This is a genomic window from Clostridioides sp. ES-W-0016-02 (assembly GCF_020641035.1).
In the GTDB taxonomy this organism is placed as follows: Bacteria; Bacillota; Clostridia; order Peptostreptococcales; family Peptostreptococcaceae; genus Clostridioides.
The window spans coordinates 3,353,379-3,373,004 of sequence record NZ_CP061361.1 but is presented as its reverse complement, the minus strand read 5'-3'; the positions used below and the strand labels follow the sequence as shown (position 1 = coordinate 3,373,004).

The 19,626-nt window shown below is 31.4% G+C and carries 16 protein-coding genes; all 16 read left to right on the top strand.

Annotated features, from left to right (window positions below):
• Window positions 1-92: 92 nt before the first annotated feature.
• The 16 genes from IC758_RS15770 to IC758_RS15695 all read left to right on the top strand — a co-directional run bounded on the left by IC758_RS15770 (window position 93) and on the right by IC758_RS15695 (window position 19,488).
• Window positions 93-1,292, top strand: a complete 1,200-nt coding sequence (locus tag IC758_RS15770) for a dipeptidase (RefSeq protein WP_227860579.1) — start codon at window positions 93-95, stop codon at window positions 1,290-1,292.
• 50 nt (window positions 1,293-1,342) lie between these two features.
• A complete protein-coding gene (locus IC758_RS15765) occupies window positions 1,343-2,038 on the top strand; it encodes a DUF5058 family protein (RefSeq protein WP_227434343.1) in 696 nt (231 codons plus the stop codon).
• A gap of 12 nt (window positions 2,039-2,050) precedes the next feature.
• Complete coding sequence (locus IC758_RS15760; RefSeq protein WP_227482053.1) at window positions 2,051-2,728, top strand: hypothetical protein; 678 nt, start codon at window positions 2,051-2,053, stop codon at window positions 2,726-2,728.
• Between the two features lie 86 nt (window positions 2,729-2,814).
• Window positions 2,815-4,416, top strand: a complete 1,602-nt coding sequence (locus IC758_RS15755) for an N-acyl-D-amino-acid deacylase family protein (protein WP_227860578.1) — start codon at window positions 2,815-2,817, stop codon at window positions 4,414-4,416.
• A gap of 1,008 nt (window positions 4,417-5,424) precedes the next feature.
• Window positions 5,425-6,750 (top strand): uracil-xanthine permease family protein, encoded by a 1,326-nt coding sequence (locus IC758_RS15750; RefSeq protein WP_227434346.1) that lies wholly within the window; start codon window positions 5,425-5,427, stop codon window positions 6,748-6,750.
• A 374-nt stretch (window positions 6,751-7,124) separates the two neighbouring features.
• Complete coding sequence (locus IC758_RS15745) at window positions 7,125-7,613, top strand: (2Fe-2S)-binding protein (protein WP_413927142.1); 489 nt, start codon at window positions 7,125-7,127, stop codon at window positions 7,611-7,613.
• Window positions 7,606-9,858: a molybdopterin cofactor-binding domain-containing protein gene (locus IC758_RS15740; RefSeq protein ID WP_227860577.1), complete on the top strand. Its 2,253-nt coding sequence runs from the start codon at window positions 7,606-7,608 to the stop codon at window positions 9,856-9,858. Before IC758_RS15745 ends, IC758_RS15740 begins: the two co-directional genes overlap by 8 nt.
• A 133-nt stretch (window positions 9,859-9,991) precedes the next feature.
• Window positions 9,992-10,726, top strand: a complete 735-nt coding sequence (locus tag IC758_RS15735) for an SDR family NAD(P)-dependent oxidoreductase (protein ID WP_227434348.1) — start codon at window positions 9,992-9,994, stop codon at window positions 10,724-10,726.
• A gap of 27 nt (window positions 10,727-10,753) precedes the next feature.
• The gene (mch, locus tag IC758_RS15730) at window positions 10,754-11,713 is read left to right on the top strand and encodes a methenyltetrahydromethanopterin cyclohydrolase (protein ID WP_227434349.1); all 960 of its coding nucleotides are present in this window, start codon (window positions 10,754-10,756) and stop codon (window positions 11,711-11,713) included.
• A 36-nt stretch (window positions 11,714-11,749) separates the two neighbouring features.
• Window positions 11,750-12,730 (top strand): thiamine pyrophosphate-dependent dehydrogenase E1 component subunit alpha, encoded by a 981-nt coding sequence (locus IC758_RS15725; RefSeq protein ID WP_227434350.1) that lies wholly within the window; start codon window positions 11,750-11,752, stop codon window positions 12,728-12,730.
• Window positions 12,730-13,707, top strand: a complete 978-nt coding sequence (locus IC758_RS15720; RefSeq protein ID WP_227434351.1) for an alpha-ketoacid dehydrogenase subunit beta — start codon at window positions 12,730-12,732, stop codon at window positions 13,705-13,707. Before IC758_RS15725 ends, IC758_RS15720 begins: the two co-directional genes overlap by 1 nt.
• Window positions 13,708-13,724: 17 nt before the next feature.
• A complete protein-coding gene (locus IC758_RS15715) occupies window positions 13,725-14,990 on the top strand; it encodes a dihydrolipoamide acetyltransferase family protein (RefSeq protein ID WP_227434352.1) in 1,266 nt (421 codons plus the stop codon).
• Window positions 14,991-15,128: 138 nt separating this feature from the next.
• The gene (locus IC758_RS15710) at window positions 15,129-16,526 is read left to right on the top strand and encodes an amidohydrolase (protein WP_227482060.1); all 1,398 of its coding nucleotides are present in this window, start codon (window positions 15,129-15,131) and stop codon (window positions 16,524-16,526) included.
• 28 nt (window positions 16,527-16,554) lie between these two features.
• Window positions 16,555-17,562, top strand: a complete 1,008-nt coding sequence (locus IC758_RS15705; RefSeq protein WP_227434354.1) for a dihydrofolate reductase family protein — start codon at window positions 16,555-16,557, stop codon at window positions 17,560-17,562.
• A gap of 58 nt (window positions 17,563-17,620) precedes the next feature.
• Window positions 17,621-19,021: a dihydrolipoyl dehydrogenase gene (gene lpdA / locus IC758_RS15700; protein ID WP_227434355.1), complete on the top strand. Its 1,401-nt coding sequence runs from the start codon at window positions 17,621-17,623 to the stop codon at window positions 19,019-19,021.
• 119 nt (window positions 19,022-19,140) lie between these two features.
• The gene (locus IC758_RS15695; RefSeq protein WP_227434356.1) at window positions 19,141-19,488 is read left to right on the top strand and encodes a TIGR03792 family protein; all 348 of its coding nucleotides are present in this window, start codon (window positions 19,141-19,143) and stop codon (window positions 19,486-19,488) included.
• Window positions 19,489-19,626: the final 138 nt, after the last annotated feature.

The window sequence follows — 19,626 nt, the reverse complement described above, 5'->3', positions numbered from 1 at the left end:
AAGATTTAGTATGCAATTAAAATTTATATTTTGGCATATCAATTGCTACATAGTGAAAATATAAAAAATTGTAGAATTTGGAGGATATTGTTATGAAGTCAGCTTATAAAGGCTATGAAGCTTATAGTTATTTAGAAAAGGGAAAAGATATCTCATCTATTGAGATGTGTAAAGGAGATAAGAGAGTAAAAGAATACCTTATCGAGTTAGATGATATTCAAGAAGCTAAGGTTAAAAATATAGTGGATGACAAAATATTTATATCACTACATGAACATCCAGTTTTATTTCCAGAACACTTAGAAAGAGATATATTTGAATACAATAGAGAGGGTAAACAAAGATGTGCTTATGAAGCATTATCAAGAGGATATTACGATGCTATATTTGATAATTTAATGGATGGTGTATGTACAATAACATCAAGCTCAGGATGGAAGTGGGATGATATATTAATAGATTTAGGTATGAGATTATGTGACTTAGCACACCAAGATTTTGTTATAAAGTGTGAAAAAGTAGAAGATATATACAGAGCAAAAAAAGAAGGAAAAGTGGCCTTGATACCTACTTTAGAAGGAGCTGCACCAATAGAAAATGAACTTGATAGAATAGATATTTTGTATGGATTTGGCATAAGGTTAATGGGTATAACATACAGTGAATCTAATGCATTGGGTTCAGGATTGAAAGAAGAAAAAGATGGTGGGCTTACGAATTTTGGTAGAAAAGCTGTTGAAAGAATGAATAAGATTGGAATGGCAATAGATTGCTCTCATGTTGGAGTTCAAACGACACTTGATGTTATAGAACACAGTAAGGACCCAATAATATTGAGTCATGTTGGGGCAAGAAGTCTGTGGAACATAAAGAGATTAACGCCAGATGAAGTACTAATAGCATGTGCGAAAAAGGGTGGGGTCATAGGTGTAGAAGCAGCACCACATACTACAATAACTGAAAAAAACAAAGAACATTCAATAGAGTCATTTATGGAACATTTTGAGTATATTAAAAATCTAGTAGGGATAGACCATGTGGCTTTTGGACCAGATACAGTATACGGTGACCATGTTAAATTACATTCAGTGTTAGCTGCTAAATTTGATATTAAAAAAATAACTGGGACAAAGGAGCATCCTAAAGTAGAGTATGTAAAAGGTCTTGAAAATCCAACTGAAACTTCAAAAAATATTGTCAGATATTTAGTAAAACATGGATATAGTGATGAGGAAATAGAAAAGGTGTTGGGTGGAAACATACTTAGAGTATTGAATAAGGTTTGGAAATAAGGCTTAAATGTTTTAATAAAATTTGAGGATTTATAGGGAGGTTTTTTGCAATGGATTATTTAAAATTAGCCAATCATCCACTTTTGTGGATAGCAAGTACAGTAGCTGTATCAATAGTAGTAGTACAATCTCTTGTATTTGCTATAAAATCTTGTAAAGTTGGGAAGACGATGGGAATAACTGATAAGCAAATAAAATCAGCTATTAAGAGTAGTGCTATTTCAGCTATAGGCCCATCAATGACTATATTTGCTGGGATGGTTTCACTTATAGTAACTATGGGTGGACCTATAGCATGGATGAGATTATCATTTATAGGTTCTGTAATTTTTGAATCTATGTCAGCTGGGTTTGGAACAGATGCTTTAGGGATAACTTTAGGTTCTCCTGAGATGACAAAAGTAGCATTTACAAATGCAGTTTGGACTATGATATTAGGTTCTTTAGGGTGGATAATATTTACATTATTGTTTGGGCATAAGTTAGATAAAATAACGAATGTTATTTCTAGTGGTAAGAAATCCTTTATACCAATAATATCTGTAGGAGCAATGTTAGGTTCATTTGCATACCTAAATGCTGATAGAGTGTTGCGTTTTGACAATGGAACAATTGCATGTATAAGTGGAATGATAATAATGGTAATACTTTGTATGATTGAAAAAAAGAAAAATATAAAATGGCTGAGAGAGTGGGGTCTTACAATATCAATGTTTAGTGGGATGATAATAGGTTCAATAATATAAGGGGGGAGTTTTATGAGTAAAGTAAAATCTATATACAATGAAGAGTACTTACCTTTTATGATAAGGTATGGTAGATTGACATTATCTTTAGGTATTATAGCAGCATTAGTTCCTGGAATAATTTTAAGTTTTGGATTTGGTCTTATGCCTCCAATATCAGCATTATTAGCAAGTACAATGGCAATAGTTAGTATGAGCGCACCAAACTACATAATAGAGCCAGTTTCTTATTCACCAATTTTAGGGATACCAGGAACTTATATGAGTTTTCTTTCTGGAAATATATCTAATATGAGACTGCCATGTTCAATAGCAGCTCAAAAAGCAGCAGAAGTTGAATCTGGAACAGAAGAAGGTTCAATAATATCTACTATAGGAATAGCTGTATCTATTCTAGTAAATATAAGTATTTTGACTTTTGGAGTAATTTTAGGAGGAAGTGTGTTGTCTAAAATACCACCTGAAGTAGTAGAAAAATTGAATTTAATCTTACCAGCTCTATTTGGGTCAGTGTTTGGACAAGTTTTTTTACAAGATAAAAAACTAGGATTAGTAGCAATTGTAATAGCTGTATTGACTATTATATTATCAAAGCAAGGTATAATACCACAATCTTTAGTAGTTCTTATATGTGTATTTGGTACTATATTGATTGCAAGAGTTATGCATAAAGATAAACTTAGAGACTAGTAAAATTAAAGAAGTAAAAAGTTTAAAATATAAAGAATTATAGTAAAGGCTACTGCAATAAAATTATATTTTAAGGGGTGAATAATGTGGCATATGATTTAGTTTTAAAAAATGGATTTATAATAGATGGGACTGGAGAAAGTGGTTTTTATGGAGATATAGCTATAAAAAATAATTTAATAGTAAGAATAGATTCTGAGATAAATGATGATACAAATAAAATGATAGATTGTCATAAAAAAGTTGTAACACCTGGATTTATTGACCCTCATGTTCATGAAGAAATAGTAGCAATACTAGATGGTAAATTTGAAAAATTCCTAAAACAAGGTGTTACAACAACTATAAATGGTAATTGTGGTCATTCTATAACACCATATTCTTCTGAGAATATATATGAATATATGTATAAGAATGGTCTATTACTTGAAGAAGAAAAAAAGTATCTTATAGATAAAAATAAGCATTGGGATAGTTTTATAGAATATTGTGATCTTATATCTAAGAGTGGAATAGCTATTAATATGGGATTTTTATTGGGTCATGGGACTATAAGAAGGAGTGTTATGGGAGGGTCTAAAGATAGACCTCCTACAAAAAAAGAAAAAAATGAAATTACAGATATAATAAATGATGGCATGAAAAGTGGTGCTTTTGGAATATCTACTGGATTGGCATATATACCAAGTAAGTATGCTGATATTGATGAACTTGTTGATATTGCAAAGTTAATTAAGGATCATGATGGTATATATACATCTCATATTAGAGATTACATAGGAAGATATAATGCAGTAAAAGAGACTATAGAGGTAGGTCAAAAAAGTGGTGCTAGAGTCCAAGTATCACATTTAAGTCCAGTTGAAATAGAAGCCTTTGATGAGATATTAAAAGCTAGATACAATGGTGTTGATATAATGGTTGATACAGTACCAAGAAGTTCTGGACATTGTATGAAGAAAAAAAGAGTACTTCAATTTATTATGGCAATATCATCTAGTTTGTTTGAATTAGGTATGGATGGAGTTATGGATGCTCTTAGTAATGAAGAAGGAAGAGCTTTGATATTAAAAGAGGCATTTATACTTGGAGATAGAGGAAGTATAATACTTCTAAATACCAATGATATTGATATGGAAAAGAAATCAATACGTGAAATAGCTATGCAAAAAGGTATAGATGAGAATAAGTTATTACTAGATTTACTTTTATATGGAGATGAAGAACTTATATTTTGCCTAGGGGGAATGTACAGGGGAGATTTTCCTGATAAATTACATGATAAAAAGATAATAAATAATCCATTTGTTATGGTTGGTTCAGATTGTTTGTTTAGTGTAGGTGGAGATATGTCATGGTTTGAGCTTCAAAGAAGAGGGGCATTTCCAATTTTCTTTGATATGTATAAAAAATCAGGTGTAAGATTGGAAGAAGTAGTAAGAAGGGTAACTTCATTACCAGCTAACCAGTTTAAAATAAAGGATAGAGGTATACTTAAAGAGGGTAAAATAGCTGATATAGCGGTTATTGATATGGAAAACTACGGCTATCCTAGGTCTGAAGAGATTGACTTCTCAAATCCACAGTTATTAGCCAAAGGTGTTGAATATGTAATTGTAAATGGAAAAATTGCATTAGAAGAAGGTAAAGTTACTAAAAATCCATGTGGTGAAGTATTAAAAAGATAGATTATTAAAAAGATAAAGTATTAAAAAATAATAGAAATTTAGAAATTAAATAAATAGCTAGTAAGAAAAAACGAAGTTTGAATATTATTTAAATAAAAATCACTCTTCGTTTTTTCTCGTAATAGTAATAGATATTAATTTATAGCAATAATAAAAAGCATGAGTAATAATAAATATACAAAAAATAATTTACTTTTATAATAAAAAATTAAGATTTTTATTTATTGAAATATGTAGAAAAATTGGGAAAATAAATGGTTATAATTTTGAAAAATAAATTTTTTGTAAGTATGTAAAGATAAACTTTTTATAAAAAAATGTTAAAAAAATATCTAATAGAAGAGAATTTAAATATCAGAGAATGAGAAAATAATAAAAAATAATTATTTTTTTTATATATATTAAAATAATATTGTATTATAAAATATATATACTATGTCTGATTTAATTAAATAAACAATAAAATATTTATATTTATCCAATAATTAAAATTTTTATGATTATTATATATATCTTTATTTATTATATTTACTGAAATAGTGTTATATGGCTAAAATAAGAAGTTGTATATATTTTATAGAAATAAATATTAAACTGAACTTCGATAATAAAATAACAAAAATTTGAAAATTAAAGTATTTTAATACTGATTTTATTCTACAAATTGATTATTATTTTTACTTTAATAATTCTAAATAAAACTAAAATTAAATTGTCAGAATAATCTTGACAGTATAAAATCGTGACTGTATAATACAATTAAAAATCGGATTAATTACCTAGCTTACAAAAAATAAAAATGATGCTAAAAGCAAACGTTTTATTTTTTTAGTAACTAATCCTCCGCCACTCCTTAAATTAGAGCTTTTCTAATTTCAAAATGTATTACTAAAACTTCATAATGTAACTGTGCAATATTTATTAGGCTCTAACTTTTAAGGTTACTAATAATTTATTACATAGCTCCATACATTTGGCGGCAATGGCGGGAGCGATAAGGGGTAAGATATGGAAAATTACAAGTATGGATTTAATGACAAGCCAAAGCTTCTAACAGCAATACCGCTTAGTATGCAACATGTTTTTTCTGCTTTTGCAGGTACTATGTCAGGTGCTATTTTAGTAGCTGTGGGCATGGGTCTCTCACTAAGTGAGACTGCATTTTTGATTCAATGTTCGATGTTGATTGCAGGAGTGAGCACCATACTGCAATCTATGGGAATTGGACCAATAGGGTCACGGTTGCCAATTGTTACTGGTGGAAGTTTCACCTTTGTAGCACCATTAATTGCCTTAAGTACAAATAATGATGTTGGTATTGCTGGAGCTTTTGGAGCAGTACTTGTAGGAAGTCTAGTTTTAACTTTAGTAGGACCTCTTGCAGTAAAATATTTACATAAATATTTTACACCTACTGTTACAGGAAGTGTTGTTTTGGCAGTAGGGTTATCACTTATGAGTTCTTCATTTGACTACGCAGTATCTTTTGATGCTCATGGACCTAATGTAGTTGCTAATTTTTCTTTAGCTATATTCACATTATTATTAACACTCATTTTAAATCAATTTGGAAAAGGTTTTCTAAAAGTAGCATCCATAATAATTTCAATAGTAATAGGGTATGTAGTAGCAATAATATTTGGTATGGTTGACTTTTCTAGTATGGCACAAGCAAATTGGTTTGCAATGCCAAAACCTATATACTGGGGATTGGAGTTCAACTTGGGAGCTATTATAACCATATGTACAATTCATATTGTTACAGTTATGGAAATAATAGGAGATACGACAGGTGTTGTCAGTTCTGTTGAAAACCGTCTACCTACACAAAAAGAATTGATGAGAGCTGTGAGAGCAGATGGAGTTGGAAGTTGTTTTGCAGCTTTGTTTAATGGGCTTCCAGTTATATCAGGTAGTCCAAACATAGGAATAATTTGTATGACAGGAGTTGCAAGTAGGTACATAGTAGCACTTGGAGGAGTAATGTTAGGCGTATTAGCATTTTTCCCAAAGTTTGCCCAGATATTAGCTTTAACACCAGACCCAGTTATTGGAGGAACATTAGTTATGATGTTTGGAACAATTGCATCATCAGGTATTAAGGTTATTGGAATGGGAAAGATGACAAATCGTAATATAACAATTTTAGCAGTCTCATTGGGCATTGGTATGGGTGGTTATTTTAATCAAGCTGCATTAGCATTTTTACCAAGCATTGTAGTCACTTTAATGACTGGTATATCTGGAACAGCTTTATTATCTTTAATACTAAATATTGTATTGCCTAAGGAAAAAGAAGATGTAGTGGAAAGTAAAGTAAGTTGTAAAGCTTAGAGAATGTAATTCTAAAGGATATCCAAGAAGGAGCGCCTTGCTTCTATTTTTTTTACCAAAAATAGAATTGAACTTTGAAGGAAACCTAATAGCTTGCATTTGAGCAGAATATAATCTGAAAGGATATCCAAGAAGGAGCGCCTTGCTTCTATTTTTTTTACCCAAAAACCTTAAAAAACTAAATAATCAAAAGATATGATACTCATTTTAATAAAAGTATAATCTGAAAGGATATCCAGGAGGAGCGCCTTGCCCCTCCTTTTTTAACAGTAATTATGGATTTTACTTGTCAAAGGCGAGTAAATAACTTGGATAAATTAATCAAAGATTAAATTTCATAGAAAATATTAAAATTTAAATTATGTGGGGAGAAGGTGGAGATTATAGATGTTATTGAACTTGATATAAATGGCAGATTGAGAAAGGTGAGTATAAAAAAAAGCTGGACTTTACTTTATGTTTTAAGAGAAGTGTTTAATTTAACTGGAAGTAAGTGTGGATGTAGTACTGGTGATTGTGGAGCTTGTAAAATAATTTTAGATGGAGAAGCAGTTAATTCATGTCTGATTCTAGCAAGAAACGCAGTTGGGAAAAAGATATTGACAATTGAAGGGTTGTCAGATGGAATCAATATACATCCAATTCAACAAGCATTTATTGATTGTGGAGCTGTTCAATGTGGATATTGCACTCCAGGGATGATAATGTCGGCAAAAGCCTTACTAGACAAAAATCCAAATCCTTCTGAGGAAGATGTTAGAAAGTCTATAGATAACAATCTTTGCAGATGTACAGGATATGTAAAAATTGTTGAGGCTATACTTTTATCAGCAAAAAGGATGGGGGGTATAACCTGTGAGTAATAAATTTAAAATTATTGGTGAGAGAGTCCCAATAAGAGATGCTGTACTTAAAGCTACTGGCCAACTTAAATATACTGCGGATATGAAAATTCCAAATATGCTTTATGCTAAGGTTTTATTCAGCCCTATAGCGCATGCAAAAATTAAAAAAATAGACACATCAAAAGCTGAAAAATTAGAAGGTGTAAAAGCCATAGCCACTTATAAAAACTCACCTCAAAAAGCCTTTAATAGTGCCATGAGATTTTATGAACATGAGTTGCCAGAGGTTGAACATATCTTTGATGATACTGTTCGTTTTGTTGGTGATAAAGTTGCAGCTGTTGCAGCTGAAGATTTACAAACTGCTGAAAAAGCATTGAAGCTTATTGAGGTTGAATACGAAGAATTACCATCAGTATTTAATCCAGAAGAAGCAATACAAGAGGGTGCATATCCAATCCATAAAGGTGGAAACAAGCTTGCAGTAAGTGTACAACAGTGTGGAAATATTGAAGAAGCTATGAAAAAAGCTGATTATATTTTTGAAGATAAGTATACACTTCCAGCTATACATCATGGTGCAATAGAAACTCATGTGGCTATTGCAGATTATGATTACAGTGGAAAACTTACTGTTTATAGTCCTAATCAAAATACTTTTGGCTTTAGGATAATCTTATCTAAGTTATTTGAAGTACCAATGAATAAAGTTAGACTAGTAAGTCCAGCTATTGGAGGAGCTTTTGGAGGTAAATTAGAGATTACAATTGAGCCAATTGTAGCATTATTAGCAAAACTATCAGGTAGGCCAGTTAAACTAGAACTTAACAGGAGAGAAACTATTGCTTCAACAAGAACTAGACATGGTGCAGTTGTATATCTAAAAACAGGTGTTATGAAAGATGGTCAAATTGTAGCACAAGATATGAAAGTTCTAACAAATACAGGAGCATATGCATCAAGTGCTTTAAATGTAATTGGAGCAATGAGTCATAAAGTATTTAAAGCATATAAGATTGAAAATATGAGATATACAGGAATACCAGTGTATACAAACACACCAATTGCAGGAGCAATGAGAGGATATGGTTCTCCACAAGCTTTTTTTGCACAACAATCCCAACTAAATAAAATTGCAAAAAAACTAAATATGGATATTTTAGATTTACAGCTTAAGAACTTAGTTGAACCAGATGGAATAGACCAACGATTTAAAAGTCCTCATGGTAATCCAAGACCAATAGACTGTATAAAAAAAGGTGCTGAAATATTTGACTGGAAAAAACAAATAAGACAGCAAAATGAATCAAATGGTAGGTTTTTAATTGGTGTAGGTATGGCAGTTGGTTCACATGGAAATGGATGCTTTGGGGCACATAGAGATATAACAGCCTTAATGTTGAAAATGAATGAAGATGGTTCAGCTGTATTATATACAGGTACTCATGATATGGGAAATGCATCTGTAAGTGTCCAGGTGCAAATTATATCTGAAGTACTTGGAATAAGCCAGGAAAAAATAGAATGTATACAGGCAGATACAGAAGCATCACCATGGAATTTAGGAGATTACGCAAGTAGAGGAGTTTTTGTATCCGGAAATGCAGCTTTAAAAGTAGCAAACTCAGTAAAAAAAGAGCTTTTAAAAGAAGCATCCCAACTCTTAAAAGAGGATGAAGAATATATAGAATTTAAGGACGATAGAGTTTATTCTATCAAAAATAACAACAAACAAGCCACTTTATGCGATGTCATGATACATGCTCAAAGGGTAAGTTTAAGAGAGATTATAGGAGCTGAAACTTTTGCATCTCAAACTGGAGCAAGTTCATATGGTGTACATTTTGCTAAAGTTGAGGTTGATACTAAACTGGCAAGTGTAAGAGTTTTAGAATATGTTGCAGTACATGATGTGGGTAAAGCTTTGAACCCAATGTCTGTAGAAGGTCAGATTGAAGGAGCAATTCAAATGGGAATAGGATATGCGTTAACTGAAGCGCTTGAGTTTGATAATAGAGGAAGAATAAAAGCTAATTCATTTCGCTCTTATCATATGATAAAGGCTAGTGAAATGCCACAAATAAAAGTTGGAATGATAGAATGTGGAGAACCTGGAGGTCCATTTGGAGCTAAGAGTATAGGTGAATGTTCTGTTGTACCATCAGCACCAGCAGTAGCAAATGCAGTAGCAAATGCGTTAAACTGTGATTTTTATAGTTTGCCATTAAAGAAAAATATTTTAATGGATAATATAAATATTTAATGTTGTTTTATACAAAAGAAATTAGTTATACAAAGTAAAAAGATATTTATTTAAAATACTTTAGATATTGTAATGTAAGATATTTTTCTAAATATAAGTTTGAATTATAAGAATGTAGAGGATGTGATGGATTGTGAATTTAAGATTTAAAGATAAGGTTGTTGTGATAACAGGAGGAGGGCAAGGATTAGGAGCAGGATTTGCTTTAGATTTTGCTATTGAAGGAGCAACAGTAGTCTTAATTGGTAGAACTAAAAGTAAATTGGATAATGTTGCAGAAAGAATCATTAAATCTGGTGGTAAAGCCTTTGTTTCAGTTTGTGATGTAAGCAAACCAGAAGAAGTAGAAGTTTGTTTTAGTGAAGTAATAGATAAATTTGAGCGTGTAGATGTATTGATTAATAATGTAGCTCTCCATAAATCAGCTCCAGTAGTTGATACTACAATTGAAGATTGGGATGCTCAGATAAAGACTAATTTAAGTGGAACTTTTTATTGTACTAAGGCTGTTCTTAGAACAATGATTGATAAAAAGTATGGAAAAATAATAAATATTAGTTCTACAGCAGCAAAACATTTTTTTCCGGGTTTTGGGGCATATGCTGCTTCTAAAGGTGGGATGGTAAGTTTTACTCAAACTTTATCAGAAGAAGTAAAAGAGTATGGAATCAATGTAAATGCAATATATTTAGGTATGACTAATACTGAATATACAAGAAAAAGATTTGACTATGATGATGCAGTTACGATACCACTTGAAGAAATGTTGCAAGTGGAAGAAGTATCAAAAGTTGTAACTTTCTTAGCATCTGATGAAGCAAGTCCAATAATGGGAGCTGCAATTGATGTATGTGGGAAGAAGGCATAAATAAAATATATATTGAGAGGTATAAAGATGATAAGTTTAAACAAGAAAGCTATGGTGGTAGTAAGAGAGATACTGGAAGATGCAGAAGCATTAGGGTGTGAAGTTGTTAAGATGGATTGTGGAGCAACTATAATTGATATGGGATTAAATTGTAGTGGAAGCTGGAAAGCAGGTGTTTTATTTACTAGGGCTTCTATAGGCGACCTAGGAACAGTATCATTAGGAGATTTTAAATTAAATGATGAATATTCTTTCTCAGCAGTTGAAGTATTTATAGATAAACCATTGATTGCATGTATGGGTTCACAGATTGCTGGATGGAAACTTGGAGAAGGTGAATTTGCAACTATTGGGTCAGGACCAGCAAGAGCTTTAGCAAGAGTTAAATCAGACTGGTATTTTGAAATGACTCCATATAAAGACACTTATCATGAGGCAGTCCTATGTATCCAAGATATAAAATATCCTAATGATGAAACGGTCTTAGAGGTTGCAAATGCTTGTAAAGTAAAACCAGAAGACACATATATATTAATTTCACCAAGTACATGTATTGTAGCATCAATGCAAGTGTCAGCAAGAATTATTGAGCAAGTATGCCATAAGATGTTTGAAAAAAACTTTGATGCAGGTCAAATTGTACTTGCTAGAGGAAAAGCACCAATCGCACCTGTATTAAAAGATGAACTTAAGACTATGGGAAGAATAAATGATGCATTGATTTATGGTAGTGAAACTGAGTTTTGGGTGGATTCGACTGATACTGCTATTGCAAAAACTATACACCAGTTGGCAGGGAAAACTTCGTCTCCAAATTATGGAGAGTTGTTTGAAGATGTATTTGAGAAGGCAGGAAGAGACTTTTTCTATGTAGACCATGATGTACACTCAATAGGCAAAATACAGATACATAATATAAATACTGGGAAATCATTTTCGGCAGGAGAAATAAATTACTCAGTACTTGAAAAAAGTTTCTTAAAATAAACAACTTAAAAATTTATTGATTCAGGGGGAGATAAGATGGCATTAGGTAAGTTAAGATTAGAAAAATTATACCGTGACATGGTTATGATTCGCAGATTTGAAGAAGTAATAGAAGTATATGCTGCCAATGGAACAATACCAGGATTTGTTCATTTAAGTATAGGGCAAGAAGCTTGTCAAGCAGGCATAGTTGATGCACTTAGAAAAACAGATTATAAATTTCCAGACCATAGAGGTCATGGAACTATAGCACTTTGTGGTACTGACCCAAAACTTGTAATGGCAGAAATTTTTGCTAAGGCTACAGGAATAAATGGTGGTAGAGGCGGTTCAATGCATATAAATGATATTGAATGTAGAAATATGGGGTTTAATGGAATACAGGGTTCAACTATGGTAACTTGTCTTGGTACAGCTTTTGCATCTGTGTATAAAGAAACAGATGATGTTACAGCAGTATTTCTAGGAGATGGAACTTTAGGAGAAGGAACTTGCCACGAAAGTCTTAATATGGCAGCAACATGGAAACTTCCTATAATATATTGCCTACTTAATAATCAATATGCTATATCTACACACTATACAGATTCACATCCTCAAAAAGAATTAAAAACTTGGGGAGAGGGGTATGAGATTCCAAGTTATAGGGTAGATGGAAATGATGTAGAAGCAGTAATTGAGATAGTGGAAATAGCAGCAGATAGGGCAAGAAAAGGTGAAGGACCAACTTTAATAGAATTTCTCACTTATCGCTGGCAAGGTCATTTTGCAGGAGACCCAGCAGCATATAGACCTGAAGAAGAAGTTAAGTATTGGAAAGATAGAGACCCAATCAAGTTAACTAGAAAGATACTTATTGAAAGAGAAGGTATGTCAGATGAATCACTTAAGCAAATAGAAGAAGAAATAGAGGCTGATGTTCAAGAAATGCTGAGATTCTCATTGGAGAGTCCATCACCAGATATTAAAGATGCAGTTACACACACATATGTTGATAGAGAGGTGGAGATAAGATAATGGGAAGAAAACTTTCATATGGAATGGCAATAAATGAAGCACTTCATCAAGCTATGGAAAATGATGATAGAGTTTTTATACTAGGTGAAGATGTAGCTAAAATGGGTGGAGATTTTGGGATTACTAAAGGAATAATGGCTAAGTGGCCAAATAGAATAAAAGATACAGCTTTATCAGAATCAGCTATATTGGGATTATCAAATGGTGCAGCACTTTGTGGACTAAGACCAGTTCCAGAGATAATGTTTGCAGATTTTTTGGGAGTTTGTTTTGACCAACTTGTAAATAATGCAGCAAAATTAAATTTTATGTTCCAAGGAAAAGCACATTGCCCAATTACTGTTCGTGCTGTACAGGGAGGTGGTATACGCTGTGCATATCATCATTCAGTTTGTGCAGAGTCATGGTTTATGAATACACCTGGGCTTGTAGTAGTTTCACCAACAACACCTTATGAAGCTAAAGGGATGTTGCTTTCAGCTATAAAAAACGATAATCCTGTATTATTTTTAGAACATAAAATGCTATACAATGTTAAAGGAGAAGTGCCAGTTGAGCCATATGAAATTCCTCTATATGAAGCTGAGATTGAAAAAACTGGAAGTGATATTACTATAGTAGCTACTCAAATGATGTTAGGGTTAGCACATAAAGCAGCAAGTCAACTTGAAAAAGAAGGGATTAGTGTAGAGATAATCGACCTTAGAACTGTATTTCCTTATGATAAAAAAACTATAGTAGAGTCAGTTGCGAAAACTAGTCGATTGGTTATTGCTCAAGAAGGTCCAAGAGTTGGAGGATGGGCTGCTGAAATATCTGCAATGATAAATGAAGATGTATTTGAGTATCTAAGTGCACCAATAAAAAGAGTTACATCAATTGATGCTCCAGTAGCATATGCACCAGTTTTAGAGGATTTTGTTCTACCAAAATTAGAAAATCTAATTAAGGCTTGTAAGGAAGTTATGCAATATTAGTTAGGGGAGGATAAACAATGATTACAGAGGTTAAGATGCCGAAGTTTGGTCTTTCTATGGAGGAAGGAACAATTGGCACATGGTTGATTGAAGAAGGAAGTGTAGTAAATAAGGGTGATGAAATTTTAGAAGTTGAAACTGACAAGATTACTAATACTGTTGAAGCACCAGAAAGTGGGGTATTGAGAAAAAAATTTTTTGAAGAGGGCGATATTGCTAATTGTGGAGAACTAATTTGTATAATTGCAGAAGCCAATGAAGATATTAGTGGATTTAATTTGATAGATAAAACTGATAATGAAAAAGAGGTAGATATTTTAAGTTTAGAAAATGCAACTAAGAAAAAAGATTTAAATATAGACAAAAAAATAACTCCGAGAGCTAAAAAAATAGCTGAGGAAAAAGGAATTAACTATTCAAATATAGAGGGTACAGGAATACATGGTTCAATAACAATTGATGATTTGAAAAATTTCATGAACAATAATCCAGTAGAAGAAGTTATGGAAGTCAATCAAAATAAAGTAGTAGAAAAAGAAGTACGGCAAGAAGTTACCAATATTTCTCAAGTTAATAACATTAAGGTAAATATAGGAGAAAATGATTTGGTAACTAAGATGACACCAATGCAAAATGTAATAGCAAAAAAAATGCATGAGAGTTTATTGACAACAGCTCAAACTACAATTGCCACTGAATTAGAAATTACTAACTTATCAAAAGTATATAAAGGATTGAAAGAAAAGTATAAAAAAGTAGGAGTTAAATTAAGTTATACAGCTCTTATAATAAAGGCTGTAGCTGAAGCACTTGAAAATCATCCTAAACTTAGAACACAAATAGTTGATGAAAATCATTTTAAAGTAAGTAGCGAAATTAATATAGGTGTAGCTGTAGACATTCCAAATGGCTTGGTGGTACCTATAATAAAAAATGCAAATTTAAAAGATTTAAAAACAATATGTATTGAACTAAGTGATTTAAGTGATAGAGCTAAAAATAACAAGTTAAATTCTGATGAAATGAGTAATGGAACTATTACTATAACTAACTTAGGGATGTTTGGAATAACATACTTTACCCCAGTATTAAATACACCAGAAAGTGCAATTTTAGGTATTGGAAGTATAATAGAAAAAGTTCTTGTAAAAGATGGTGCATTTTACGCTGGTTCAACAATGAATATGAGTTTAACTCATGACCATAGAGTAGTAGACGGAGCTCCTGGAGCACGTTTTCTTCAAGAAGTCACACAAAATCTTTTAGATTTTAGATGGATGTAATTCAGCCAGATTTAAAGTGATTTTATAGTATACCAGTAATCTGACAGATAGTTTGTTATGCGTTTCTCGAAAGATTTTTTCTCTCCAAACTATCTGTCAAAATTAAGATATAGCAAAAAATTATATGGAGGTTACTACATGAGAAAAGTAGATTTGATAATTAAAAACGCTTATCTAATTTCAATGAATAATGAGAGGGAAATACTAAATGATGCTTGTATAATAATTGAAAAGAACAAGATAATTGATATAGGAAAGAAGAATTTACTAGAAAAATACATCTCTGAAAAAATTATAGATGCTAGAGGTAAATTTGTTTTACCTGGATTTATAAGTACTCATTCTCATCTATTTCAGACTTTGCTAAAGGGATTAGGAAGAGATAAATTATTGTTAGACTGGCTTGATAGCTCTGTTAGAAGAGCTATACATAAAATAGATGAAGAATGTTGCTATTATGCAGCTTTAACAGGATGTATAGAAGCAATTAGAACAGGTACAACTACTATACTTGACTATATGTACTGTCATGGAAAAGAAGGTCTTGATGATAGTATAATTCAAGCATTTGAAGACTTAGGAATAAGAGGAATACTTGGTAGAGGATTTACAGATACAAGTAAATTCCCAAAAGAATTTGGTTGTACCTATCATGATACAGAACAAAAGTTTTTTGATGATGTCAGAAGATTAGAGAAAAAATATAGAGACCACTCGAGAATAAGTTTAGCATTAGCTCCTGGTATTATATGGGATAACACAGAAGAAGGATACAAAGAAATGAGAAATATAGCCAATGAGCTTCATATTCCAATAACTATGCATTTACTTGAGACTAAGGACGATGATAAATACTGTTTAGAAGATAGAGGTATGAAGACTGTGCCATATCTTGAAAAAGTAGGAATTTTAGGGCCTGACTTTATTGCAGTCCACTGCATACAAATGTCAGATGAAGATATAGAGTTATTTAAAAAATATGATGTTAAAATATCTCATAATCCAGTATCTAATATGGTTCTAGCAGCAGGAGTAGCACCAATTCCAAAGCTTATTGAAAATGGATTGACTATAAGTTTAGCTTGTGATGGCTCAGCGAGTAATGATACTCAAAATATGTTAGAAGTAATGAAAATGACTACATTATTACAAAAAGTTACTCATAGAGATGCAAAGCTTTTACCTTCGTCAAGTGTACTGGAAATGGCAACACTTGGAGGAGCAAAATCCATAAATAAATTAGACTGCTTAGGGTCAATAGAGATAGGAAAAAATGCTGATATTATAATTTATAATCCATATAAAAGTGCAATTTCTATACCAGTTCACGACCCAATTAGTTCATTAATATATTCATCTACTCCAAATAATATAGAAACTTCTATTATAGATGGAAAAGTAGTTATGGATAAGAATCAAATAGTTAATATAGATGAAGAAAAAGTAATCTATAAAACTCAAAAAATATCAAGTAAGTTAATAGAGGATGTTGGTCTAGGAAATATGCAATGGGGAAAAAGAATTTATGGATTATAAAAAATAATTGAGAGAAGGTGGTCAAAGTATGAATAAGCTTGAGTTTTTCAATATACCAAAACATAACTTAAAAATAAATGTATTAAATAGAAATGAAAAGATATTAGACAATCTAAAAGAAGAATCTAATGAAAATATCTGTATACCAGATGCTTTAGAGTATTATACAGAGTTGTTTTTTCCAAAATCAAAAGATAAAAGACCATATATATTTTCATCTATGGTGCTTTCATCTGATGGAAAAATGGCATATGAAGACAATAAAGCAGGCCCTTTAATTGGAAAAAATAATTTTGTTGATCCAGATGGAGCCTTGGCAGATTTTTGGGTTTTAAATGTTCTAAGAGCATATTCAGATGCTGTAATTATAGGGGCTAGAACGTTGCAAAATGAACCTGGGATAACATGTCATGTATTTGATGAAAGTTTGACACAGCAAAGAAAAGACTATTTAAATAAAAAATATCAGCCATGTGGAGTAGTAGTTTCTTTTGATGCTAGAGATATTCCATTTGACCATTATACATTTAGAGTTGATAAGAGTCAGGAATATAAAATGGTTATAGCCACATCTCCAAATGGTTGGGATTATATAAAAGAAAATTCTCCTTTAAAACACATATGTATAGGGAGTTTTAATTCAATTAAGGATGTTGATGATTATAAATTTGAAGAATTATACAAAGATTTTGATGTTTGTCCTGTAATTGTTACTGGTAAAGATAGTACTCCAGACTCTAAGATATTACTTTATGTACTTAAAAGTCTAGGGATAGAAAAAATGTGTATCGAATCTCCTTCATACTGTACTCACCTAATTGAAAATGAATTATTAGACGAATATTTTATGAATTATTCCATGGTATTTGTTGGTGGGAAAATGACTCCAGGCTGTACAACAGCTTATAGCCATTTAGAACATCCACATTCGGAACTATTGATAGTAGGAATGCATAGAAATAATTTTATTTTTACACGTCAGAAACTTTGTTATGGTATTAAAAATAAAGTAGATTTAACAAGCTATAAATATTGATACTAAAATTTTAATTATAGATATTAATATCTATAACTTAAAAGGAGGAAAAATAAATATGAACGCTGATTTAATCGTAATTGGTGGTGGTCCAGGTGGGTATGTTGCAGCGATTCGAGGAGCTCAACTGGGGTTAAAAGTTATAATTGTAGAAAAGAATGAATTTGGAGGTACTTGTCTAAATACAGGTTGTATTCCTACAAAGACACTATTTAAAGATGCACAGGTTTTAAATTATTTTAATTATGCTGAAGAATATGGGATAAAAGTTGATGAATATAAATTAGACTTGGAAAAAGTTCAGAAAAGAAAGAAACATATAGTTAAGACCTTAACTAGTGGTGTAAAAGGATTATTAAAAGCAAATAAAGTGACTGTAGAAAAGGGAGAAGCAAAGTTAATAAGTAAGGATTCTGTAGAGATAAAATTAGAAGATGGCTCAAAGAAGATAATTAAAGGAAAAAATATTTTAATTGCATCTGGTTCAAAATCTTCTAAGCCTCCTATTAAAGGGATTGATTTGGAGGGAGTAATAACAAGTAAAGAAGCTTTAGAAATAACTAAGTTGCCTCAGAAATTAGTAATAATTGGAGGTGGAGTTATAGGAATTGAGTTTGCAGGAATTTTAAATGAATTTGGTTCAGATGTAACTATAGTTGAGTTCTTGAATAATATAATTCCTATGGTTGATAATGAGGTATCTAGTAGGTTAACTAAACTACTTAATAAAAGGGGGATTAAAATACTACTTTCATCAAAAGTAGAAGAAATATCTAAGAGTGATAAAGAACTAGTAGTAGATATAAATCAGAATGGAGAAAAAACAAAGATTGCTTGTAATAATGTACTTGTATCTACAGGAAGAGAGTTAGATGTAGATGGACTAAATCTAGATAATTTAGGCATCAAATATGATAAAAAGGGAATAAAAGTCGATGAAAATTACTGCACATCTGTACCAGGTATTTATGCAATTGGAGATGTAATTGGAGGAATAATGCTTGCACATGTTGCATCTGAAGAAGGCAAAGTAGTTGTTGAACGAATTGTAGGGGAAAAAACAAGTGTAGATTATGACTTAGTACCAAATTCCATTTTTACTTTTCCAGAGGTATCTACAGTTGGATTGTCTGAAGAAGAAGCCAAAAATAAAAACTTAGACTATGTCGTTGGTAAATTTCAGTTTTCTGGTAATGGAAAAGCTCTTACAATGAATGATTCAGATGGTATGGTTAAGGTAATTGCTTCAAAAGATAAGACTACAATATATGGGGTTCATATCATAGGGCCTAATGCTAGTGATTTAATTCATGAAGCTGTAATTGCAATGAAAGCAATGTTGACAGTTGAAGAAGTTGCAAGTACTATGCATGGACATCCAACCTTATCAGAAGCTTTTGCAGAAGCTACTATGGGAATAGTAGGTAAAGCAATACATGTACCTCCTGCTAGAAGGTAGTCTTGCAAGAAGTAAAAATGAAGAGTGGTTATATGCAAGAATATTATGTTAAAAGTACTTAAATGTAAAAAGCATTTAAATAAAAAAGTAGTCAAATATTAAAGAGGGAAGTATATAATATGAAATTAAAATCATTTGAAAGACCTTTATTTATTGAAGAGCTAACTTTTAGGATAGATACTAAATTAATAGAAAAGTACTTACAATTAGATTATGAGATTTGGATTAAAGGTCTAGAATTATTAGAAGGATTTGCTGGTTCTGAGATATGGATTAGTGAAAGTAATCCAGGAGAAATAACATCAATAATATATTGGACAGATTACAAGTACTATAAAAATATTGATAAAGATTGGCTAAATGATAGAAAGAAAAGAATGTCTGAATTAATGGGAGAAGGAAATTTAGAGTTTGTAAGAGCAGAGCATGATGTCAATAAAAAGTATAAACTTAGAGAATATAAATAATAAGATTAAGTGCACTAAACAACTATACATAAATAATATTTTAGTTAAAATAAATATCATTTAAGTTAAGAATTAACTAGATTAAGATGTGTATAGCTCAAAATTAATTGTTAATAAATTCATGGTCGTAAAGAAAAA